Origin of the sequence: Paraburkholderia sp. Tr-20389 (assembly GCF_017104565.1) — a bacterium.
Lineage (GTDB): Bacteria > Pseudomonadota > Gammaproteobacteria > Burkholderiales > Burkholderiaceae > Paraburkholderia.
Window position 1 is genome coordinate 56637 of record NZ_JAAGPD010000014.1, and the last position, 24301, is coordinate 80937.

General features: G+C 65.3%; 15 protein-coding genes. 9 read left to right on the forward strand and 6 right to left on the reverse strand.

Annotated elements, in window-relative coordinates:
• Positions 1–101 precede the first annotated feature (101 nt).
• The 3 genes from G3N95_RS15945 to G3N95_RS15955 all read right to left on the reverse strand — a co-directional run bounded on the left by G3N95_RS15945 (position 102) and on the right by G3N95_RS15955 (position 7407).
• Entirely contained in the window at positions 102–764 is a 663-nt protein-coding gene (locus G3N95_RS15945) for a response regulator (protein ID WP_205971046.1), read from the reverse strand.
• A 133-nt stretch (positions 765–897) separates the two neighbouring features.
• Positions 898–5994, reverse strand: coding sequence for a trifunctional serine/threonine-protein kinase/ATP-binding protein/sensor histidine kinase (locus G3N95_RS15950; RefSeq protein ID WP_205971047.1), 5097 nt, complete (start codon positions 5992–5994; stop codon positions 898–900).
• A gap of 141 nt (positions 5995–6135) precedes the next feature.
• Complete coding sequence (locus G3N95_RS15955; RefSeq protein ID WP_205971048.1) at positions 6136–7407, reverse strand: epoxide hydrolase; 1272 nt, start codon at positions 7405–7407, stop codon at positions 6136–6138.
• A 475-nt stretch (positions 7408–7882) separates the two neighbouring features.
• Here G3N95_RS15955 and G3N95_RS15960 point away from each other — a divergent pair, with 475 nt between their 5' ends.
• From G3N95_RS15960 to G3N95_RS15990, 7 genes are all read left to right on the forward strand, one after another.
• The gene (locus G3N95_RS15960; RefSeq protein WP_205971049.1) at positions 7883–9610 is read left to right on the forward strand and encodes an FAD-dependent oxidoreductase; all 1728 of its coding nucleotides are present in this window, start codon (positions 7883–7885) and stop codon (positions 9608–9610) included.
• A gap of 236 nt (positions 9611–9846) precedes the next feature.
• Positions 9847–10890, forward strand: a complete 1044-nt coding sequence (locus G3N95_RS15965) for an alpha/beta hydrolase (protein WP_205971050.1) — start codon at positions 9847–9849, stop codon at positions 10888–10890.
• 54 nt (positions 10891–10944) lie between these two features.
• A complete protein-coding gene (locus tag G3N95_RS15970) occupies positions 10945–11700 on the forward strand; it encodes a response regulator (protein WP_205971051.1) in 756 nt (251 codons plus the stop codon).
• A 200-nt stretch (positions 11701–11900) separates the two neighbouring features.
• Entirely contained in the window at positions 11901–13646 is a 1746-nt protein-coding gene (locus G3N95_RS15975) for a cytochrome c biogenesis protein DipZ (protein WP_205971052.1), read from the forward strand.
• 340 nt (positions 13647–13986) lie between these two features.
• Positions 13987–14316 carry a DUF4148 domain-containing protein gene (locus G3N95_RS15980; protein ID WP_205971053.1) on the forward strand — a complete coding sequence of 110 codons (330 nt, stop codon included), beginning with the start codon at positions 13987–13989 and terminating at the stop codon, positions 14314–14316.
• A 138-nt stretch (positions 14317–14454) separates the two neighbouring features.
• Positions 14455–15195: an alpha/beta hydrolase gene (locus G3N95_RS15985; protein ID WP_241018598.1), complete on the forward strand. Its 741-nt coding sequence runs from the start codon at positions 14455–14457 to the stop codon at positions 15193–15195.
• Between the two features lie 16 nt (positions 15196–15211).
• Entirely contained in the window at positions 15212–16180 is a 969-nt protein-coding gene (locus tag G3N95_RS15990) for a quinone oxidoreductase (protein ID WP_205971055.1), read from the forward strand.
• Here the strand turns inward: G3N95_RS15990 and G3N95_RS15995 are convergent.
• Both G3N95_RS15995 and G3N95_RS16000 read right to left on the reverse strand, forming a co-directional pair.
• Positions 16177–16947: a response regulator transcription factor gene (locus tag G3N95_RS15995; RefSeq protein ID WP_205971056.1), complete on the reverse strand. Its 771-nt coding sequence runs from the start codon at positions 16945–16947 to the stop codon at positions 16177–16179. The genes G3N95_RS15990 and G3N95_RS15995 overlap by 4 nt on opposite strands.
• Positions 16948–16961: 14 nt before the next feature.
• On the reverse strand, positions 16962–17195 hold the full coding sequence (locus tag G3N95_RS16000) for a hypothetical protein (protein WP_205971057.1): 234 nt from the start codon (positions 17193–17195) through the stop codon (positions 16962–16964).
• A gap of 92 nt (positions 17196–17287) precedes the next feature.
• On the opposite strand from G3N95_RS16000, the gene G3N95_RS16005 reads away from it, so the two are divergent.
• Positions 17288–18226, forward strand: a complete 939-nt coding sequence (locus G3N95_RS16005; RefSeq protein ID WP_205971058.1) for a LysR family transcriptional regulator — start codon at positions 17288–17290, stop codon at positions 18224–18226.
• 243 nt (positions 18227–18469) lie between these two features.
• Here G3N95_RS16005 and G3N95_RS16010 read toward each other — a convergent pair whose 3' ends face one another.
• The gene (locus tag G3N95_RS16010) at positions 18470–21757 is read right to left on the reverse strand and encodes an adenylate/guanylate cyclase domain-containing protein (protein WP_205971059.1); all 3288 of its coding nucleotides are present in this window, start codon (positions 21755–21757) and stop codon (positions 18470–18472) included.
• Between the two features lie 301 nt (positions 21758–22058).
• Here G3N95_RS16010 and G3N95_RS16015 point away from each other — a divergent pair, with 301 nt between their 5' ends.
• On the forward strand, positions 22059–24224 hold the full coding sequence (locus G3N95_RS16015; protein WP_205971163.1) for a SulP family inorganic anion transporter: 2166 nt from the start codon (positions 22059–22061) through the stop codon (positions 24222–24224).
• The last annotated feature ends 77 nt before the right edge of the window (positions 24225–24301 follow it).

Genomic DNA, 24301 nt, shown 5'->3' on the forward strand with positions numbered 1-24301 from the left:
CCCAAGCTTGCCCGGCAGCGTCAGGATACGGCGCGCTGACCCGGGCCGCCATCATATGATCGTATATATCGCCGCCCGCATTCCGCGAGACATGAGTGCCGCTAGCGCGGCACCTGCACGATCCCGAGCGCTTCCATCTTGCGCATCAGTTCGGCGACGGAGCGTGCACTCATCTTGCGCATCGCCTGGCCGCGATGGATCTTCGCGGTGATTTCCGCAATGCCCATGTTCGCGGCGATCTGCTTGTTCAACAGCCCCGTTGCGACATGCTGCAGCACCTCGCGCTCACGCGGCGTGAGCGACTCCCATGCGGTGCGCATCGCATGCAGCGAGCGATCCGACGCGAGACGCCGCGCGTCGCGTTCCAGCGCGGCGATGACGGCGTCGATCATGTCCTGATCGCGGAACGGCTTCGCCAGAAAATCCATCGCTCCCGCTTTCATCGCCTTCACCGACATCGCAATGTCGCCATAGCCCGTCATGAAGATGATGGGCATATGCAGCCGGCCGTCATCGATCAGCGTCTGCTGCAACGCGAGACCGCTCTGGCCGCGCAACCGCACGTCGAGCACGAGGCACGACGGAATGGCCGGCTTCTCCGCAGCAAGAAATTCTTCCGTCGACGCAAACGTGCGGACGTCGATACCGATCGAGCGCAGCAGCCCCGAAAGCGCACCGCGCACGAGTTCATCGTCGTCGACGACATACACGAGGCGAGCATCGGATTCGGAGGAACCTGTCAGGAAGGGCGTGGAGTTGGACATCGTTTGCTGTTGGTGTTGTCGATGACGCGCGATGCTGCGCGATTGATGAGAATAGCCGCTGGACTAAACGGCCGCTCATGGTAACAAATGGGATCGGGCCGGTCCACGAAGCTCACCCGCGCGCGGGACGCAATCATACGATCGTATGCGACGCACTCACGGCGAAGCGCGGCAGCGTGAACGTGGCGCGCGTGCCCCGCACTTCGCGCGGCGCAAGCGTAAGTGTTCCCCCATGTGCTTCGACGATCGAATTGCAGATGGCAAGCCCCATGCCCATGCCGTTTTCCTTCGTCGTGAAGAGCGGTTCGAGCAGACGTTCGGCTATCTGCGGATCGATGCCGCTGCCGAGATCCTCCACCGACACGCACACGCGCCCGTCTTCCTCCTGCGTGCAGATCAGCTTCAGCTTGCGTTCGCCCTGCGCGAGCGCCGCCATCGATTCGGCGCCGTTCGTCAACAGATTGATCGCGACCTGCTGCAACTGGATACGGTCGCCGCGCACCTGCACGGGGCAATCGAGGCCGCGCAGTTCGAGCCTGATCTTCATCGCGTCGAGCTGGCCCGCGACGAGCGCGGCCGCCTCGCGCAACGCTTCGTTCAGATCGAGCGTCGCGAACTGCGGCTCGGCCCGGCGCGCCTTCGCGCGCAGTGCCTGAATGATTGCCCGCGCGCGCGTCGCGCTCAGGCTGATATGCGTGAGCATCTCGCGCGTCTCGCCGATCTCGGGCGGATTGCGATTGAGCCAGCGCAGCGCGGCGCTCGCCGAGGTATCGACAGCCGCGAGCGGCTGCCCTACTTCGTGCACGATCGACGCAACGAGTTCGCCCATCGCCTTCAGACGGCTCGCACGTTCGAGTTCACCGAGCGCATTGCGCAACTGATCCTCGGCCTGCGCACGCTGACGGTTCTGCTCGAACAGTTCTTCATAGAGACGCGCGTTTTCCAGCGCGAACGCGGCCTGCGAAGCGACGACTTCGAGCAAGGCCGCTTTCGCCGACGTGAACACATGTGCGGCGAGATTGTTCTCCAGATAGAGCACGCCAACGAGCATCGCGTAACGCATCAGCGGCACGCACAGCACCGAGCGCGGACGATGACGACGCACATAGTCGTCCTGCGCATACGCGGGCGAATCGCAGGCATCGTCGAGCACGAGCTTTTCCTGTGTACGCGCCACCGCATGCACGATCGACACGGGCAGCGTGTCCGACGAGAACCCGGCCGCTTCGTGCGACACGACGATCGCGCCGCCCATCACATGCGCCCGTGCCGGCACGCGCCACACGCCACGATGCAACAACACAAGCGCGCCCTGATCGGCGCCCGCGCTTTCGAGCGCGGTACGCAGCAGCGTTTCGACGAGACGCGAGGGCACGATGTTGCTGGCGAGCGCATTCGAAATGCGCAGCACCGCCTGCACGTCGAGTTCCTGCAAACGGCTCGCGCCCGGCGCGCCGCTGTCGGTGTCCACATAGTCCGGATAATCGGCCTGCAGTTGCCGCACCTTGGCCGTCGCGCCCCAGCGCTGCCACGCCCCGCGCGCATGATTCAGATAGGCCTGTGCGGGCACCTCTTCGCCGCGAGCGGCGTGAAAGCGCGCCGCCAGTTCCGCAGCGAGCGCTTCGACCTGAGTGAAGCCGTTGCGTCGCGCGTGCGATACCGCCTTCGCGTAGGCCTCGCCCGCTTCATGCGCCACGCCGTACGCGCGCGCATACTCGGCGCGCACCAGTTCGCGCCGGGCGACGAAGTTCATCGGACATGAGCCCGCCCATGTATCGAGCCGTTCCATGTGACGCCGCAGCGCGGCTTCCTGTTCCGCGTCGCGCGCGGGCAACGCGAGCAGCGTGAGCGCACCGTAGTAGGGCAGCTCGGCTGACTCCGCGAAAGAGCGCGCGAAGTGCGAGCAGGCCTCGGCCCGCCGGCGCGATTCGAGTGCATCGGCGAGGTTCCCGAACAGGAAGGCCCGCTGCATGCGATACACCCAGTACGCGAGATCCACCAGCGTCACGGGCGCGCCTTCGACGGGAACGGGCGGCGGCTCTTCGCCGGGGTCCGGCTCGCCGTCTTGCAGCGTCGTGACGAGCGCCCACTTCGCGAGAAACGACTTGATCACCAAGCGGAAATTCGCGTCGCGCACCAGCGCAAGTCCGCGTGCGATGGTCGCGCGCACGTCGCCGAGAAACTCGCCCGCGAACAGCATGCCCGTGACCTGGTTGCTCGGACAGTACATCGCGAACGTATGGTCGCCGCTGGCAACGGCCACGTCGAACGCTCGGCGAATGTAGTCTCGCCCTGCTCTCGCGGGCAACGCCCACGGCACCACCCACGTGCCGAACACCATGTAGACCCGCGCGCGATAACGCGCGAGGCCCCGCTCGTCGACCAGATGCAAGGCAAGTTCGCCGAACGGCAGCGCCGCCGTATGGTCGCCGTAGCGTGCGGCGAAAATCTGGTGCATGCAGGTGTACACGTTCGCGGATGCGTCGGAGTGTCCGTGCTCGATCGCCAGATTGACGGCGCGCAGCAGCATCAGGTCGACGAGATCCTGGTCCGTGTAGAGCGCGGGCGGAATCAGGTCGGCGAAGATATCGGTGATCGCGCGACGCAATGGATCAGCGACGATGGGCAGGCCGCGCAAACCGTCGATGCCATGCACGTCGAGCCAGCTTCGCAAGCGCGCATATTCACGGTCGACGTCGGTGGCCTGCGGATGCAGCGGCACGTCGATGCCCGCCTTGCGCAGGAAGGCGATACCCACCTGCAGTGCGAGATCGTAGCGGCCGAGCGTCGTGTAGAGCGCCGCGCGCAGACGCGCCAGATCCGCGCCGAAGATGTCTTCGCCCGCTACTGTTTCCAGCGCGGAGAGCCGCGCTTCGGCAGGTTCGAGCGCACCCGTCACGAACTCCGCCTCGCCGCACAGCATGCGTGCCTTCAGGCCGTCGTCGCTGGTGTCGTCGTCGCCGAGAAAGTCGAGCGCCGCGCGAAACAGCACCAGCGCCGAATGATGCGCGGTCGCCGCCTTGGCTTCGCGCCCGGCATCGAGGTTGAGCCGAGCAAAGACGAGGCGTTCGTCATGGTCGTCGACGACGGGCCGCGCGAGATTGACCTGCGCGGCCATCACGAATACGTCGGCCCGCGCGGCACCGTGTGCCAGCAGGCGCCGCGCGATCTGCAAATGCAGCGGCGCCCGCTCTTCCGTCGGGATCGACGCATAGGCGGCCTCGCGGATGCCGTCGTGCAGGAACACCCAGTCCGCGCCGTCGCGATACAGGATGCCCGCTTCGAGCGCGGCCTGCAGACCCAGCCCGGCCTCGCCGTCGGGCAGCGCCGCCACGACGCTCAGCGCCTCGCCCGATGCGCGGTCGCCCAGACAGGCCAGCACGCGCAACATGATCTGCGCCGGCAGCGGCAGCTGTTCGAGTTCGTGGGTGAGCAGATCGACCACGTTGTCCGCGCCGCGATGGTTCATCACGCGTTCGAGATGCCATCCCCACGCGCCCGCTTCGAGGTCGTATTCGAGCGCACCCTCATCGGCCAGCACGCGCAGCAGATGACGAACGAAGAAAGGATTGCGTCCCGTCTTGCGGCCGATCGCCTCGGCCAGCGGCGCGAGCGCGTGTGCATCGCGATGCAGCGCCAGCGCGATCAGCTCGCACAACGCATCGTCATGCAGCGGCCCGAGTTCGATGTTCACCGCCTCACGCCGCGCTTCCAGCAGGCCAACGCGCAACGGATGATCCGCGCCGACCTCGTTGCCCCGGAACGCGCCGACGAACAGCAGCGCCGCCTCCGCGTGATGCTTCATCAGCCGTTCGAGCACATGCAGCGTACCGACGTCGGCCCATTGCAGATCGTCGAGCAACAGCACGAGCGGACGCTCCGCCGTCGCGAAGCAGGCGATCAGCCGCGCCATGCCCTGCAAGACGCGCTCGCGTTCGAGCGAAGGCTGCGCGTCGGGCGCTTCGGACAAGCCCGACTGCGAACCGAGCACGGCCGTCAACGTAGGCAGCAGGCCCCCGAGCGTGCGGCCCGCCGGACCCACGGCTTCGCGGATACGGTTGCGCCAGTTCGCGAATTCGTTGTCGGGACAACCCAGCACGTATTGCAGCAACGGTTCCAGCGCCTGCACCAGGATCGCATAAGGAGCCGCGCGGCGGCCCTCTTCGCTCTTGCCTGCAGCAAGCAGCGGCGCGTGCTCGCGGCGTATGCGCGCGAGGGCTTCCTGAAGCAACGTCGACTTGCCGATGCCCGAATTGCCGACGACCCATGCGACACGCGCCCTGCCGCTATCGGCGACGTCAGCGTAAAGCGCCAGCAGCGCATCGAGTTCATCGTCGCGCCCGAACATACGGTCGGCGCGCCGCAGCGATTGCAGCGCCGCCTGCGCATCGAGCCCAAAAGATGGGATATGCCCCAGGCGCTCATGCAGATCGGCACACCGGCGCAGATCGGCCAGCAGACTCGCGGCATCGGCGTAGCGCTGCCCGGGCGTCTTCTCGAGCAGTTTCATCACGATGTGCGAAAGCTGCGGCGGCACGTCCGCCGCGAGTTCGACGGGCGGACGCGGGCGATGCGTGGCATGCGCGTGCACGCGCGCGGTGGCATCCGTCGCGCCTTCGAAAGGCACGGCACCCGTCAGCAGTTCATAGAAGATGCAGCCCAGCGAATAAAGATCCGCGCGCTCGTCCACCTGTACGTTCATTCGCGCGCCGAGTTCGGGCGCCATGTAGATGAAGCTGGCCTCGCTCCATTCAAAGTCGGCATCGTGCAGGTTCGCCGTGTCTTTGCAGGTACACGAGCCGAAGCCGAAACCCGTGAGGTACGCGCGCCCTTCGTCATCGATGAGAAAACTGGCTGGCGTCAGCGCCCGATGCACCACACCCGCCGCATGCATCGCGCTCACCGCAGCAGCGAGGCTCACGGCCAGTGCGAAGAACGACCTCAGTCCTGCCGAACGCGTTGCGTCTGCTCGCAACGGTTCGCCGCCCGGGTCGGCCAGGATCAGCAACGCGCCATTGCCGTGCGGCTGCAGCGCGACAGGCACGGCGCACCAGGCTTCGTGCAACGCGTCGCGCAACGCATATTCGCGTTGCAGCGCCGCCAGTTCGGCCGGCGTCGCGTTGGTACGGCCGGCGACGAGAACGGGCGCCGCTTCGCTGGCTACCGCTCTTTGCAGACGGGGCGCTCCCGCACCCAGTTCAATGAAGCTTCGGTTGGAAAGATCGATCATGCGAAAGACGTGACAGCCTCGGCGATAGGCGCAACAGGCCCGATACTGTACCGTGCCTGTTACATATCAACCCCTGTATGTGACGCCCGCCTCAGATTGCAAAATGCGCGGCCCGCATGGAAACGACCGATCGGTCGGAACTCATCGCAACGGCCTGAACCCCGCCCGCACTTCCTGAGCGAACAGCAGCGGCTCTTCCCACGCCGCAAAATGGCCGCCCTTGTCGACCTCGTTGAAATAGATCAGATTGTGATACGCCCGTTCGGCCCAGCTGCGAGGCGCCTGATAGATCTCGCCGGGGAAGACCGTAATCGCGGCCGGCAGGGAGATATCGACGGCATTGAAGTTGTTCGAGTGATCTTCCCAATAGATCTGTGCCGACGACGTAGCGCTGTCGGTCAGCCAGTACAGCGAGATGTCGTCGAGAATCTCGTCGCGCGTGAGCGAACGTTCGGGAACGCCGCCGCTATAGGTCCACTGCGAGATCTTGTCGTACATCCACGCGGCCTGGCCCACGGGCGAATCGGCGAGCGCATAGCCGACCGTCTGCGGACGCGTGACCATCATCGCCGCGTAGCCGCAATTGTCGCGATAGAACACGGCGAGCTTCTCGTAGGCTGCCTTCTCTTTTGGCGACAACCCAGCGGGCGCGGGCGCGTCGAGCGCCAGCGAACGCGCGATGTCGGGCGGCACCGTCGCGGGCATGTTCACATGAATGCCGATCAGCCCCTTCACGTGCTGCATCGCCATCCGGTGAGAGACCACGGATCCGCAGTCGCCGCCTTGCGAGACGAAGCGTGTGTAGCCGAGCCGCTCCATCAGCACGCCCCATGCGCGCGCAATGTGGTCCGAGCCCCAGCCGGGTTGCGTCGGCTTGCCCGAAAAGCCGAAGCCGGGCAGCGACGGCACGACCACATGGAACGCGTCGTCCGCGCTGGCGCCGTAGGCAGTCGGATTCGTGAGGGGGTCGATGGCGTTGACGAGTTCGAAGATCGAGCCGGGCCAGCCGTGCGTCATGATCATCGGCATTGCATTCTTGTGGCGCGAGCGCACGTGAATGAACTGGATATCGAGTCCGTCTATTTCCGTCATGTACATCGGCAACGCATTGAGCTTTGCTTCGCCCTTGCGCCAGTCGTATTCGTTGCCCCAGTATTGAACGAGCTGCTGCATGCGGGCGAGACGAACGCCTTGCGACTCGTCGGAGACTGTTTCCTTACCCGGCCAGCGTGTATTGGCAAGACGCCGGCGTAGATCGGCTAGCAGGCTGTCGGGGATATGGGCTTTGAATGGCCGGATATTTTCCGCGTCGTTTGCGGCATAGATCGCTTCGGGGAATAGCGCGAATGCGCCGGCCGCGACGGTTGCGGCAAGCACGTTGCGCCGCATCGGCGAAAACGGTGTAGAAGACATGCGGTGTCGTCCTGTTTCGGATGATGGGCAGGGCAAGGCCCGACTGGCTTGCGGAGTGTCTGGTCCGAAGCGTCCCGCTCATTAGAAACGGCGAATGTATCTCGCGTTTGTCTGTGGTGTAGTTGTTCGTAACTATCAGTGCTTTGGCTGTGTTCGCTGGCGTCCGCGTTTTGTTTCTGGTTTGCCGGCGTTGCCCCTGTGCGGGGCGGCACCTACTTTTCTTTGCAGCGGCAAAGAAAAGTAGGCAAAAGAAAGCCGCTCACACCGCCAGTTCTGGTTATTACCCGCGGGCTCTCTACGTCCCCGTCCTTCTCGCGGCAACTTGCTGATTCAGGCCCCTTGCCAAGGTTCTATCAATCTTGAAGTTGCGTCGGGGAATTGTTAAAGCGCCGGTCGTGACTATCATACGTTCGTTTGGATTGACCCGTTTCCGCATAAAAGCGATTATTCCCGCGCACGCAAAACAAGGAATCCGATGACTCAACATCGACACGACAACGTAGATCCGCATACTGGCCGTCCGTCCGGTGCAGACGTACGTCCGGATTCCAGTGCGCCCTCTCACGCCAACGCCTCGGCGCACGATCGTTATCCACGCTTCAGCAAGGCCGACGTCGACAAGATGATGCGCTTCGGCATCATCGAGCGCTGGCGCGAGGGCGACGTGATGTTCCGCATCGGTCAGCCGGGGCTCGGCATGCGCGTGCTGCTGAGCGGTCGCGCAAGGCTCTCGCGGCGCGACGGGCTCGGCCGGTCGCAGACCATCGTCGAACTGGGCGAAGGCCAGTTCCTCGGCGAAGTCGCACAACTCACAGGCAAGCCCGCGCTCGCCGACGGCCTCGCACTCGACGACGTCGAAGCACTGATGATTCCGCCCGAACGGATACGCGACATGCTCGTGGCCGAAGCGCAGCTCGGCGAGCGCATCATGCGCTCGCTCGTGCTGCGCCGCTTTGGTCTCGTGCGCGACGGCGCGGGGCCCGTGCTGATCGGACGTTCGAGCGACCTGAGACTGCTCGCTCTCGAAGGCCTGCTGCACCGGCTCGATCACCCTTATACGGTCGCCGATCCCGCAACGGACTCCGACATCCGCGCGCTGCTCGAAGAATGGGGCCTGTGGCAAGACGACGTGCCCATCGTGATGCTCGCGGACGGCACGCCGCTGCGCAATCCCGACGGACGCGAACTGGCCGCACGGCTCGGCCTGCTGCCCGAACTCGACTCGGCGCGCACCTATGACGTCGCCGTGGTCGGCGCCGGGCCCGCCGGTCTCGCTGCAGCCGTCTACGCAGCATCCGAAGGCCTGTCGGTGATCGTGTTCGACAGCCATGGTCCCGGCGGACAGGCAGGCGCGAGCGCGCGCATCGAAAACTATCTCGGCTTCTCGACGGGCGTATCCGGCCGCGAACTCGCAGCCAACGCATTCGCGCAAGCGGTCAAGTTCGGCGCCGAAGTCGTGATCCCGACGCGCATCGACAGACTCGATTGCGCGCAGTCGCCGCTGCAACTCGAAATCGAAGGCGGTCAACGCATCGCGTCGCGCACCGTCGTGATCGCAACGGGCGCCGCGTACCGGCGGCCAGCCATCGAAGGCCTCGACGACGTCGCGGGCCCCGGCGTCTACTACTGGGCTTCGTCAGTCGAAGGCCGGCTGTGCCGTGGCGCGGAAGTGGTACTGGTCGGCGGCGGCAATTCGGCGGGACAGGCTGCCGTGTTTCTGGCCTCGCAGGCAAGCCGCGTCCACATGCTGATTCGCAGCGACAACCTCGATAAGAGCATGTCGCGCTATCTGATCGACCGCATTGCATCGCTCGGCAACGTGGAGCTGCATACGCAGACCGTCATCTCGTCCGTCAGAAGCGATCAGTGGGGACTCGAAGCCGTGATCTGCAATACTCCCGAAGGCGAGCGCGTGTTCGACACGCGGCATCTGTTCCTGTTCACGGGCGCCGATCCCAACACGCAGTGGCTGCGCGATTGCAGCGTCGAAATCGACGAGCGCGGTTTCGTGAAAACGGGACTGGCGGCAGGCGTGCGCGCCGATACAGCCTGCTTTGCGTTGCAGACGAACGTGCCCGGCGTCTTCGCGATCGGCGATGTGCGCAACGCATCGGCCAAGCGCGTCGCGGCTGCCGTGGGCGACGGCGCGGCTGTCGTGGCCGAGATCCATCAGTTTCTGAGCGCGCCCTCACCTGTTGCGTAAGCCCGGCCGGCGCGGTTTACAGGGGCAACCCGGGCCCGCACCTATACGAACGTATGCGGTCGCCCATCCATTGGAATCAACTGCCTAGCTGCAGATTGTATGGAACACATGGACCCCACAGTCTAACCTTTGCACATCGATGCAATGAAGCGGCAACGGCACGATGCGCTCCTGTAGCGAACGGTCGTCCGAACGGCTCTGAAAAGAAAATCTGCATGACAAAAAAGGAGAACGCAATGCAAGACACGGTGAATCTGCGTCGCCGCCGGCTAGTGGGAACGACGGCAGCGGGCCTCGGACTGCTCGAACTCGGGCTCGGCAATCTCGCGTTCGCACAGACGTCGAAAAGCGCCCATGCCACGAAGAAAGCCGCGCACCATACGTCGTTCGACGCGATCAACCAGATCGACGCGGGCACGCTGAACATCGGCTACGTAGACACGGGTCCGAAAGACGGGCAATCCGTCATCCTGCTGCACGGCTGGCCTTACGACATCTACAGCTTCGTCGATGTCGCGCCGATCCTCGCTGCGGCGGGCTATCGCGTGATCGTGCCTTATCTGCGCGGCTACGGCTCGACGCGCTTCCTGTCCAACGAGACGCCGCGCAACGGCCAGCAGGCCGCCGTCGCCGTCGACATCATCGCGCTGATGGATGCGCTGAAGATCGATCAGGCCATCTTCGGCGCGTTCGACTGGGGCGCGCGCACCGCCTGCATCATCGCCGCCCTGTGGCCGCAGCGCTGCAAGGCGCTCGTCTCCGTGAGCGGCTATCTGATCGGCACGCCGGAAGCGAACCGCAAGCCGCTGCCGCCGAAGGCCGAATTCGAATGGTGGTATCAGTTCTACTTCGCGACCGAACGCGGCGAAGCGGGCTACACGGCCAATCGCAACGACTTCAACCGGCTGATCTGGGAACTCGCTTCGCCCAAGTGGCATTTCGACGACTCCACGTATCAGCGCACGGCGGCATCGTTCGCGAATCCCGATCATGTGGCCGTGGTGATCTCCAACTATCGCTGGCGCCTCGGCCTCGTGCAGGGCGAGCCGCAATACGACGAGATCGAGGCCCGCATCGCGAAGCTGCCGACCATCTCCGTGCCGACCATCACGATGGAAGGCGACGCGAACGGCGCACCGCACCCGCCCGCAACCGCCTACGCAAAGATGTTCACGGGCAGGTATCAGCATCGCGACGTGAGCGGCGGCATCGGTCACAACCTGCCGCAAGAAGCGCCCAAGGCGTTCGCCGATGCCGTCATGCAAGTGGCACGCCTGTGATCCCGGACGCGTTCAACCCATGCCGCGCAATCCGTCGCATTTCGACCTGACATCATGGACAAACCCGACCACGTTCTGATCGTCGACGAGGATCGCGGCGTACGCGAATTCGTCGCTGCCTATCTGGAGAAAAACGGCATGCGCATCACGCTCGCGTCGAGCGGGCGCGACATGCACGCCGTGCTCGAACGGGACACGCCCGATGTGATCCTGCTCGACCTGATGCTGCCCGGCGAAGACGGTCTCGCGCTGTGCCGCTGGCTGCGCGCGGGCCGTCATCGCGCGGTGCCTTTGCTGCTGCTCACCGAGCAGTGCGACGAAATGGACCGCATCATCGGACTGGAGATGGGCGCAGACGACTTTCTCGCGAAGCCGTTTGCCGTGCGCGAGCTACTCGCCCGTATCCGCGCCGTACTGCGCCGCACGCGCATGCTGCCGCCCGGCATGCTGATCGCGGAGTCGTCGGAGATGCTGGGTTTCGGCGAGTGGCGGCTCGACACGACGGCCCGCCATCTGCTCGACCACGACGACGCCGTGGTCGCGCTGAGCGGCGCCGAGTATCGGCTGCTGCGCGTGTTTCTCGATCATCCCAACCGCGTGCTCACGCGCGACCAGTTGCTGAATCTGACACAACGGCGCAATGCCGAACCATTCGACCGGTCGATCGATCTGCTCGTCAGCCGGCTTCGTCAACGGCTCGGCGATGTCGCGCGCGTGCCGCGCTACATCAAGACGCTGCGCAACGAAGGCTATGTGTTTTCTTCGACTGTGAAGGCCGTCGAGGAAGTCCGCGAAATGCAGCACGCCTGACTCGACGGCGGCCTTTCCGTTCGTGTTGCCGTCTTTGTATCGCCATGTATCCGGCGCGCGCCGCCGATACATCGCGATACGCAAACCCCACCTTCCTGACATTCGCCGGATACATGCGCAGCCTCTAATGCTGCACAAGGGCACGCGCTGCGCGTGCCAACCGGTTGAATCCATCCATCGCGGATCAGGAGGTCGATTTCATGTTACTCATCGTCATTGCGTTTCTCGGCGGGGTGCTCACGATACTGAGCCCCTGCATTCTGCCCGTCGTGCCGTTCGTCTTCGCACGCTCCGACAGGCCGTTCGTCACGGGCCGGCTGCCGCTGCTCATCGGGCTCGCTGTCACGTTCGCGGTCGTCACGGGTGTCGGCGTGGCCGGCCTCGCGGGGGCCGCGCAACTGAGCCATTACGGCCGCTGGGTGTCGCTCGCGCTGTTTGCCGTGTTCGGCCTGTCGCTGCTGTTCCCGGCGCTGTGGACGCGCGTGTCGCGTCCCTTCTTCGACATCGGCAACCGTGTCGAGGCGTTGTCGCATGCACAGGGCACGCGCTTCCAGGTCATCTCCGCGCTGTTGCTCGGCGCAGCGACGGGCTTGCTGTGGGCGCCCTGCGCCGGGCCGATCCTCGGCCTGATCCTGACGGGTGCCGCGCTGCATGGCGCAAGCTGGACGACGGCGGCAGCGCTGACGGCCTATGCGTTCGGCGCGGCCAGTTCGCTCGCCGTGGTCTCGGGACTCGGCAAGCAGGCGCTCGACGGCCTCAAGCGTTCGCTCGGCTTCGGCGAGCGCGTGCGCCGCTTCATGGGCGCGCTGGTGCTGCTGAGCGTCGTGGGCATCGGCTTCGGCTTCGATACGCGCGCCCTCGCTCACGTGCCGTCGACCTCGACGACGGGCGTCGAAAGCCGTCTGGTCGGCTTGCTCTCCGCCGATCGCAGCAATCGTCCGCACGTGCAGCGCATAAGCCTGCAGACGCCGTCGAAGCTGCCGGTGGAAGGCACGCTGCCCTCGCTCGAGGGTGCCGAAAGCTGGATCAACTCGCCGCCGCTCACGGCCGATGCGTTGCGCGGCAAGGTCACGGTCGTCAACTTCTGGACGTATTCGTGCATCAACTGCCTGCGCACGCTGCCGTATCTGAAGACGTGGTCGGACCGCTATGGCAAGAACGGTCTCGTGGTGGTCGGCGTCCATACGCCGGAGTTCGCGTTCGAGCACGATCCGTCGAACGTGAAGCGCGCCGTGGGCGATCTCGGCATCCACTATCCTGTCGCGATCGACAACGGCTACCGCATCTGGCAGGCGTTCGGCAACCAGTACTGGCCGGCGTTCTACATCGTCGATGCGCAAGGCCGCATCCGTTATCACCATTTCGGCGAAGGCGGCTATGGCGAAGCGGAACAGGTCATCCAGCAGTTGCTGGCCGACTCGGGACATACCATGCAGGCGCACGATCTGCCGCCCATCCACGGCTTGGGCGCGCAGGCGGCTGCCGATGCGTCGAATGTCGAATCGGGCGAGACCTACGTCGGCTATCAGCAGGCGCGCGGCTTCGCATCGCCGCAAGACATTCGTCCCGACGATGCCGCCGCGTACAGCATCCCGTCGCAGTTGCCGCTCAATAGCTGGGCGTTCGGCGGCAAATGGATCGTCGGCGGCGAAGCGGCCGTGGCGAGCGAAGCGAATGGGCGCATCGCGTACCGCTTCCATGCACGCGACCTGCATCTCGTGCTCGGACCCAGTGCGAATGGCAAGCCCGTGCGCTTTCGCGTAACGATCGACGGTGCCGCGCCCGGCGATTCGCACGGCGCCGACGTCGCGGCCGACGGCAGGGGCGTGGTGACGAGCGCGCGGCTGTATCAGCTGGTTCGTCAGCGCGATGCCGTACGCGACCGGACCTTCACGATCGAATTCCTCGATCCGGGCGTACAGGCTTTCTCGTTCACATTCGGCTGAGCGCTGAAACCGCGGGCTTCATCCCACGCCACTGCGCTATCGAAGCGCAGTGGCGTTTGCATTTGCGAAGCCGCGAAGAATCCCTTGAATGCAAACGCGCCTGCAAAACTGCCGCCATTTGTACCTGAATGTATATAACGGCGATCGAGAAATACTGGCTTACATTCCAGCGCGTTCTGGAAACAAGCCAGATACGTCAGCGGGTTCAAATAACGACACGCAAGGTTGATTCATGACAGTGCGAACTGACCGGGCAAACAAGGCATCGCGACCGCCAGGTGCAAAGCGCGAAGCCCCCGGATGAAGTCAACGCAGTCCATTCATCTACTGGAGAAATCTCATGAAACTCGTTCAATCCCTCGTCGTTGCAGCATTGATCGCCGTTCCCGCCGCGTCGTTCGCACAGTCGAACCAGCCGTTGACCCGCGCGCAGGTTCGCGCCGAACTGGTTCAGTTGCAGCAGGCCGGCTACAACCCCGCCAGCGACAACACGCAATACCCGAAGAACATCGAAGCCGCACTGTCGCACATCCAGGCGCAACAAGGCTCGGCATACGGCGGCGTTGCAGCGGGCCAGTCGAACTCGGGCGTGCGTCGCGACACCGCGCAAACGCCCGCTCCGCAACAGCAGGACGTGCTCGGTCTCGAACCGGTCTACGCGCACTCGTGATCGCCACGGCCTGGTTGCAGACACGGCACGCAGCCGTCTGCAACCAGGCCACGCAACACGCGCCTTTTCATCGATAACGTGGTACTCAGGGGCAACACAATGACAAAAACCTTCCGGTCCTTTCTCGCGTTCGCCATCATGTTGTGCGGACTCTTCGCCATTCAGACTTCACACGCGGCCTCGCAAGCCGATCTCAAAGGCACGAACGTCGTGCTCGTGCACGGCGCGTTCGCCGACGGCTCCAGCTGGAACCGCGTGATTCCGCTGCTCGAAGCGCATGGCCTGCATGTCGTCGCCGTGCAGAATCCGCTCAGCTCGCTCGCCGACGACGTCGCGGCGACGAAGCGCGTGATCGATCAGCAGAAAGGCCCCGTCGTGCTGGTCGGTCACTCGTGGGGCGGCGTCGTGATCAGCCAGGCGGGCAACGACGACAAGGTCAAGTCGCTCGTGTACGTCGCCGCGTTCGCGCCCGATGCGAACCAGTCGATCGCGGATATCACGCAAGGCATGAAGGCGCCCGCATGGGCCAACGAACTGCAGAAGGACTCGGCGGGTTATCTGACACTATCGGACAAGGCTGTGCGCGACGACTTCGCGCTCGATCTGCCCGCGGCCCAGCAGCGCATCGTCGCCGCGACGCAAGGCCCGTGGTTTTCCGGCTGCGCAGCCGACAAGGTGACCCAGGCTGCATGGCACGAGAAGCCGTCGTACTTCGTGATTCCCGGCCGCGACAAGATGATCGATCCGCATCTGCAGGACAAGATGGCGAAAGATATTCACGCGCAGGTCACGCATGTCGACGCGAGCCACGTCGCGATGCTGAGCCAGCCCGAAGCCGTCGCCAACGCGATTCTCGCGGCGGCACGCAACGCGCACTGAGCCGGGAACGCACGACATGAAGACAATCGTGATGGACGGTCCGGGCGGGCCGGAGGTGCTGCGCGTCGCCGAGCGCGACGAACCCGTCGCCGGACCCGGCGAAGTGCTCGTCGAAGTGGATGCCGCAGGCGTCAACTTCATGGACATCGGCGTGCGGCGCGGCGGCATCTGGGCGACGATGCCGAACCCAAAGACGCTCGGCGTCGAAGGCGCGGGCCGCGTGCTGAAGGTCGGCGAGAACGTGGCGGATATCCGGCCGGGACAGCGCGTCGCGTGGGTCTATGCACCCGGCAGCTACGCGCAGCGCATCGCGATACCCGCCGCCTCGCTCGTGCCCGTTCCCGACGCAATCGATCACACCACCGCCGCTGCCGTGATGATGCAAGGCCTCACGGCGAGTCACTTCGCGACTGACTTCTATCCCGTGCGCCAAGGCGATATCGCGCTGGTGCATGCGGCAGCGGGCGGCCTCGGTTTGCTGCTGACGCAGATCATCAGGCTGCGCGGCGGCATGGTGATCGGCCGCGTGTCGCACGAAGACAAGATCGAAGCCGCGCGGCATGCGGGCGCCGATCATGTGATCGTCGACAGCGAAGGCCATTTCGCCGACGAGGTCATGCGCCTCACCGACGGCGAAGGCGTGCATGTCGTCTACGACGGCTCGGGACCGGCGACGTTTCAGGGCTCGCTCGCGTCGCTGCGCCGTTCGGGCACGTTCTGCTGGTATGGGCCCGTGCTGGGCGATGCGGGGCCGATCCACATCATGAGCCTGCCGAAGAGCATCAAGATCGGCTATGCGACCTTCATGGATCACATCCCTACGCCTGCGCTGCTGCGCGCGCGGACGAAGCAGTTGTTCGACTGGATCATCGCGGGCGTGCTGGAGGTCAGGATCGGCGGCGTCTATCCGCTGGCGGACGCGGCGCGCGCGCATGCCGATATGGAAAGCCGCCGCACGACGGGCAAGCTGCTGCTCGTGCCCTAGGCGCAGCAGGCGGACATGGGCGCGCGCGACGCGTGGTTATCGACGGCCGTCACCGTCGCGGAGAACAGATAGCCTTCGTTGCGCAGCGTCTTGATGTAGCGGCCGTCGCGCACGCCGTCCTGCAAGCGCTGACGCACGCGGCTCACGAGCAGGTCGATCGAACGGTCGAGCAGATCGGCGTGCCGTCCCTGCGTCATGTTGAGCAACTGGTCGCGCGTGAGCACGCGGTTCGGATGATCGAGAAACACGCGCAACAGCCGGTACTCGGCGCCGCTCAGCGCAACCATCGTGCCTTCTGCATCGAGCAGATGACGGGCGCCCGTGTCGAGCCGCCAGTCGCCGAAGCGCAGCATCGCCGCCGACTCCGCGATCTGCATGCCGGGCGGCAGCATATTCGTGCGGCGCAGAACCGCGCGAATGCGCGCCAGCAGTTCGCGGATCGCAAACGGCTTGGACAGGTAGTCGTCGGCGCCCATTTCGAGGCCGACGATCCGGTCCGCTTCTTCGTGGCGCGCGGACAGCATCACGATGGGTATTGCGTGAAAATCGCCGGCACGCAATTCGCGGCACAGCGACAGGCCGTCGGTGTCCGGCAATCTCACGTCGAGAACGATGAGATCGGGCCGGTCGAGGACGAGCGCAGCGCGCATCGCGCGTGCGTTGGCCGCATGCGAGACCCGCATGTCGTTGCGTGCCAGATAGGCGGCGACCAGTTCGCGGATCTCTCGATCGTCGTCGACGATCAGGACGTGTTCGAGCTTCTTCATGACAGGTTCTTCGACTACGGATACGGCGAAATACTCAGGCTGCTGCTTCCACTGACGGCGCGGTGCCCTTGCGCTGCAAAGCGAGACCGCCGCGTCTGTATGCGCAGGTATCCCGTCTTCACGCGGCGATACATGCCGTTGCACGCGAAACCATTCCAGACACGCGGCAGATACATCCGGCTGCTCAAATGAACCTCGACGATGCGCGCCAGTGCGGCCTCGACGATCTCCGTCGATGTGCCGCGCATGGTGGCAGGAACGCATGGGCAACACAACAGCAACAATGCGCACTCCCTGTTGCCTTCTGGTCAACACTCGAGAATTCACAGGTCCGACAACGATGCGAACAATCAATCACCAGCGCCTGAGGTATTTCCACGCTGTGCTCGCGCACGGCTCGATACGTGGTGCCGCCGACGACATGAACACGTCCCCTTCCGTCATCACGCGGCAGATCCGGCTGCTCGAAGAAGAACTGGGCGTCGCGCTATTCGAGCGCGGTGCGAAAGGCGTCCGGCCGACGGAGCCGGCCACGCATCTGCTGGAATTCTGGGAAGGTTGCCAGTCTCAGCAGGAGAAGCTCGAAGACCGGCTGCATGCGTTTCGCGGCTTGCGGCACGGCCGCGTGCAGCTTGCCGTCAGCGAGGGTTTCGTCGATACGCTGACTGAGGATGTGCTCGTGCCGTTTTGCGCGAAGTACCCTGCGCTGACGATCGAAATGAGCATGCTGGCGCGCGATGGGATCGTCGATGAAGTCGCCGGCGATCGCGCGCATATCGGGCTTGCCTATAATCCGCCGCCGCATCCGCGCCTGCGCTGTCTCGCGAGTTCGCTCCAGCGCGCGGTGCTGCTGTTGCGCCGCGAACATCCGCTCGCGCAGAAGAAGCGGCCCGCCACCGTGCAGGACCTGCGTGCCTTTCCGCTCGCGCTGATGCCGCAGTCGTTCGGCATCGGTCATGCGGTGAAGATGCTCGAAATCGCCGAAGGCATGCAGATCCAGCCCGCGATGACGAGCAATTCGCTAGCCGTGCTCAAGCGCATGGTCGCCGCCGGCAACTTCGTCACGCTGATCGGCGAGTTCGCAGCGCGACGCGAAGTGGCGAGCGGCGAGTTGACCACCGTGCCCGTCGATCATCCGCTGCTTCAGGGCACGCACGCCAGGCTGCTCGTGAAATCGAGCCGCGCGCTCACACCCGGACCGCTGGAACTGCTGCGTTGGATCCAGCAGCGGCTTTCGGTCTTCGCGGTGGGGAAAGCGGTTGCGGGAGTGACGGTGTAGCGCCGTCGTGAGTCCAAGCCTCGCCCTGCCCATGCAGGATCAACGCACGCGTTGCGAGCGGCGCGAACTATGCAGCAAACTATCGCAACGTCGATGGGATCATGGTGCCGATGTCGCGTCGCGTTTTTGCGTACGACGAGTCGCATCGCAAGATCGACGAGCCTTTGCTGGTTTCCATCGACTTTCAGGAGATCGCGTGGCGCAAGGCTTAGGTGCAAATCGAACGGAAGCGCGCTGGCGGTTTCAGGTCGCCGGCCCTGTTTGGTTCGCGTGATCCGCAAGCGCGGCGTCGATTGCCGACAGCGCATACAGGAAACCGAGTGCTGCGCCCTCTTCCCTGATGCGCCTGAGTTCGCCCGAGGCTGCCGCGCTCCGCTTGCCTCTTCCGTGAGCAATGAGCACACGGGCCCGTGCGAGGACGAAGCCCGAAAACGGCGACGGTTCGCGGCACACGTATCGTTCGAGCGCGGCGGCGTGTACCGCGGCCGCATCCCACTGTCCGCGGTCGAGACACGCTTCGATTGCATCGCGTCGAAACAGATAGTGATTGTGGCTCACCGCTCCGGCGGCGAGCACAGCTTCGCCCTCCTCGATAGCGCGTTCGAACACGGCACGTTCATGCGTTACGCGCGCAAGCGTGCCGAGATAGGCCGCGCCCAGATAAGCCATGCCCGTCTCCCGGCTGATCGCCAGCGCCTCGCCGATATCGTCGAGTGCTTCGCGCCGACGCCCGGCCACCCGCTGCAACTCCGCGCGAAGGGCTAGCGCCTCGCCTTCGAAGCGCCGCGATTTCAGATCACGCGCGCACTGCAGCGCAGGGCCGACATGCTCCCACGCACGATCCCACTGCGCGAGATCGTGAAAGCAGTGCCAGGCGGCATGATGCGCGACAGCGAGCGCGCGTAGATGACCGACCTTCTCCGCCGCAGCGATGCTGGCGTGAGCGGTATCGACTGCCATGTTCGTCTTGCCCGCGAACCATGCCGTAATCGCAAGCATGGGCAGGTTCGCCACTTCTATTCGTCCAAACCCGTGGAGCCGGCACAAATCGATGCAGCGGCTGAAGGCGTGATGCGCACTGATCATTCTCCCGCGCATGTATTCGCCGTCGCCGAGTCCACCCAGCGCGGCCGCCTCCTGTTCGAAGTCGCGGGCCTCGCGTGCTATCGCGAGGCTGCGCTCGTGTTCGCGGACACAACCGTCGATCTCGCCGCGCGGAAAGCACAGATTGCCGCGCAAAAAGTGAATGCGCGCCTGCTCGCGCAGCAGACCGTCGGCCGTAGCGGCGGCAGCCGCGCAGTCGAGATCGGCCCACGCACCATCGAGATCGTCGACGATCCGCTTCACAGTGGCACGCCCGATCCACGCCTGACAGCGCTCTGTATCCGTCGCGGCAGCCGCGAGCGCGGTTTCGAACGCGCCGAGCGCCGCCGGCATGTCGCCGGTGTCGTGCAGGATGTCGCCGCGCAGGCATTCGAGCGCCACGCGGTCGCTCTGGGCCGATGTCAGTTCGAGCCCGCGTTCGACGAGCCGCAGCGCGAATTCATAGCGATATCCCGCGGCCTGCGTTTGCGCCGCGTCGCAATAGGCGCGTGGCGCCTCGACGTCGGCTGCGCGGTCGAGATGTTCGGCCCGCAGAACGGCGTCGCGCTGTGCATACCATTGCGCGGCACGGCGATGCAATTCGCGGCGCTGGCTTTTCAGCAGCCCGTCGTAGATGGCGTCGCGAATGAGTGCGTGATGGAAGCTGTAGCCGCTGCCTTGCTGACGCAGCAGGCGGCCGGTGATCAAGGGCTCCAGTGCCGGAGCGGCGCCGTCGAGCATATGGCCGACCGCCTCCTTCTCGAAGAACTGGCCGAATATGGAGGCAACCCGCAAGACGTTTTTTTCCACGGGATCGAGCCCATCCAGCCGCGCCTGCACGAGGCTTTGCACCGAACCCGGCACGCCCGCATTTGCCGTTTTCTCCGCGTTGCTGAGCAGTTGTTCGAGAAAGAGCGGATTGCCGGCAGCCCGTTCGATGCAACGTTCGGCCAGTTCGTCTGCGCAGGGAAACGATCCGGCCATCAGACGTGCATCGCTGTCGTTCAAAGGGCCGAGATCGAAGAACGAGCACGCTGCGTTCGACGCGTTGTCGAGCGGATCGTCTCGAGGCCGCGTCGTCAGCACCAGCACGGCAGGACTTTCCGCCGCCGCCGAGGCGAGTTCGGTGAGATCCTGGCGCGTCGATCGGTCCGACCAGTGTATGTCTTCGACGACCAGCAAGCGGGGTTGCTTGCGGCTCGCGCTTTGCATCAGCCGGATCATCGCGTTCTGCCGGCCTCGCACACGCATCGCATGGTTCATGGCCTCGTACACCGCGCGGCCTTCGGGCGGCTGCGGCACATCGATCAGGTCATCGACGAACGGCGCGTCGCCGGCATCGATCAGACCATCGGCAATGGCCCGCGTCACGGCGAGCGTGGCGGCATCGGCGTTGCTCGAATCGTCGAGCGCGAGAAGGCCGCGCACCAGCGACCGGATGGCGTCGCGGCCCGCTCCCGATCCGAAGTCGAGCACGAACGCGTGATGGCAGGCGAACCCCCGCTCGGTCGCCTCGCGCTGAAACGCCTCGGCGAGACGCGTCTTGCCGATGCCGGCCTCGCCGCGAATCTGCACGATGCCGCCGCGTGCGGCTTCACGGCACGATCGGAGTATGTCGCGGAAGCGGCTCAGTTCGTCGAGCCTGCCGATCAACGGCCGACTCGGCGCCGAACGCCGGAGGCCGTCGAGACGCCACACCGAAACGGGCTCGGCGAAACCCTTCACGGCCAGCGCGCCCCGTGCCGCGCAGTCGAGGCGATCGGCCAGCGCGCGCCACACCGCTTCCGAGATCAGTATCTCGCCCGGTCCGGCCGCGTCGGTGAGACGCGACGCGAGATTGACTGTGTCGCCCGTGACGGTGTATTCCCTGTGCGCCGTGCTGCCCATGCCGCTGGCCACGACCTGACCGACGGCGATGCCGACGTGAATGGAGAGCGGACGCGCAAGCGTACGGGACAACGCCGGTATCGCGTCAATCATCGCGAGCGCGGCGCGCACGGCGCGTTCCGGATCGTTTCCATGCGAACGCGGCGCGCCGAACACCGCCATCACGCAGTCGCCCACATGCTTGTCGATGTGCCCGCCGTGCCGCTCGACAATCGCATCGACCTGCTCGAAGTATCCATCGAGCACGACCAGCAACTCCTCGGGATCGAGTTTGCGGCTCAGGTCCGTGAAGCCGCACAGATCGGCGAACAGAACGGCGACCTGCCTGCGCTCGTCGGCCGGTGTGCCGACGGCGCGCACGGACACCTCGGCGCCGCCCGCGCACGTCAATTGCGCGATCGCCGCCAGCAGCCGCTTGCGATGCCCGAGCGAACGCACGCCGAGTTCCTTTAGATCCGCGTCGGTGAGCCGAGGCAGCATCGACGCGTCGATGTCGTTGTCGGCAAACGACTGCGTGTACCGCTCGAGCCCGAGTCCGTCGAGCCACGGTTCGATATCCATCGTCATCGCCCGAATCTGGTTCCCGTTGAGCGCTTAAGAAATACGACGACGCGCGCCTTTTCCAGTGTAGGTGCTGCGCCCGTCGACGGATGGCGGCGCTGCTCGCCTGCCGGCCGTTTGACAGGCGCGAGAACCGCGGCGGATACTGGCTCGCGCGGCCTCCGCCTGCACCGGGCGCCGCGCGTTCCGGGAGAGCGCCGTGAAGCAGGGTGCTACAGGTTCTACGTCGGAGTCGGAGTCGGAGTCGGAGTCCGCGTCCGCATCGACGTCTCGAGGCGCGAGCGCGCCACGCGTCGCCGGCTTGCTCGGCGACCTGACGGCGGGCGCCGTCTCGACGCTCGTGATGCTCTGCTACGCGATGAGCCTCGGCACGCTGATCTTCAGCGCCGACCTCGCGCGCTACGCCGAACTCGGCGTGCCGACCGCGCTGATCAGTTGCATCGTCACCGCGCTGGTGATCGCGCTGACCAGCTCGATGCGCCTGAACATCGCCGGGCCCGACAGCAACGCAACCGCCTTTCTCGCGGGCGTCGCGGCAGGCGTCGCGAGCAGCGTGCATGCCGACGGCGGCTCGCCGCAAACCATTCTCTTAACCGTGCTGATCGCGATCGCGCTGTGTTCGGTGCTGACGGGTATCGTGCTGTTCGCGATCGGCTCGTCGAAGCGCAGCCGTTCCCTGCAATTCCTGCCGTATCCCGTCGTAGGCGGATTTCTGGCAGGCACGGGTTATCTGCTGCTGGCGGGTGCGTTCCGCGTGCTGACGGGGGAATCGCCGCAGTGGCACACGCTCGGTCTGCTCACGCATCTGCACTGGCTCGCGTGGACGCCGGCGCTGTTCATCGGCGTGCTGACGACCGTACTCACGCGCGGACGCCAGCACATCGCCGCGTTGCCGTTCGTGCTCGTGTGCGGCATCGCGCTGTTCTATCTGGCGCTGCACCTCGCGGGACTCTCGATCGACGATGCGCGCCGCCTGGGCCTGCTGCTGCCCCAGGTCAGGTTGCACGTGTTCCCCGATCTGCACGTGCCCACATCGCTCGCGCAGAGTGCGATCGACTGGTCCGCGATCGCGGCGCACCTGCCCGAGTCGCTGATCGTGACGTCGGCGTCGGCGATCACGATCCTGATGAACTCCACTGCCATTGGCGCCGCAACGGGCGAGGACATCGATCTGAATCGCGAAATGCGCGCGGCGGGGCTTGCCAATATCGCGAGCGGATTGCTGGGCGGGATGGTCGGCTATCAGTCGTACAACCGCTCGATGCTCAATGCGCGCGCAGGCGCCACGAGCCGGCTCGCGGGCGTGTTCGCCGCGCTCGCGTGCCTCGTCGCGCTCGCGGCATCGCCCGATCTGGTGGCGCTCTTTCCCGTCCCCGTGCTGGTCGGGCTGCAACTGTTCATGGGACTGCGGCTGATGCTGCAATGGCTGGTCGGCGCGTATGCGAGGCTCAACTGGTACGAGTACGCGCTCGTGCCGGGCATGCTCGCCGCCGTCGCGCTGTATGGCGTGGTTGCGGGCGTGATCGCGGGCGTCATCGCCGCGTGCGTGATGTTCGCACTGCTGTACGGGCGCGTCAGTTGCGTGCGCATGGAGTTCGATGCCTCCACACGCACGTCGTCGGTCGAGCGCAGTATCGAGGATTCCACGCATCTGCGTGAATGCGGCGCGCAACTGTGCGGTCTGTGCCTGCAAGGCTTTCTGTTCTTCGGCACCGCGAATTCGATCCTGCAGCGCGTGCGCGAGCGGCTGAAGGCCAACGGCGCCGTTCCCGTGCGCTATGTCGTGCTCGACTTCGCATCGACCAACGGCATGGATGCGTCAGTATCGATTGCGTTCGTCAAGCTGCGGCAACTGTGCGCGTCGTCGGGCGCCGACCTCGTGCTCACTGCATTGCCCGCGCGTTCGCGCAACCTGCTCGCGAAGTCGGGCACGCTCAACTTGCGCATCCACGAGTTCGCGACACTCGATGCCGGACTCGAATGGATCGAAGATCGCCTGCTCGAATCGTGCTCGCTCACGCAACCATCGGGCGAACAGGATCTACGTGCGACACTCGCGCCGCATTTCACGCCTTCCGCGCTGTCCAGGCTGTGCGCGTGCCTCGAAGTGCGCGATCTCGACGCCGGCGAGCCGCTCTTCCTGCATGGCGACCCCGGCGACGCGCTCTATATCGTCGAACGCGGACGCGTCGCCGTGTCGCTGCCGCTATCGGGCGGCCGGCTCGTGCGGCTGCGCTCGTTCGGACCCGGCACGGTCGTCGGCGAAATGGCCGTGTACACGCAGACCCCGCGAAGCGCCGACGTCATCGCCGAAGCACGGACGCGCGTGCACCGTCTGTCGGTGCCTGCGCTGTTCGCGCTCGAACGCGAAGACCCGGTCGCCGCGCAGCAGTTTCATCGCTTCCTGATCAAGACGATCGCGTCGCGGCTCGCCGTCGCCGACGAGGCGCTGCGCGCCGCGTATTGATCGCGCGGCACGCTTCAGGCTCTCAGCGCGCGAAGTCGAGAACGATGTCGATTTGAGCCTGCGATGCCGGTCGAGAA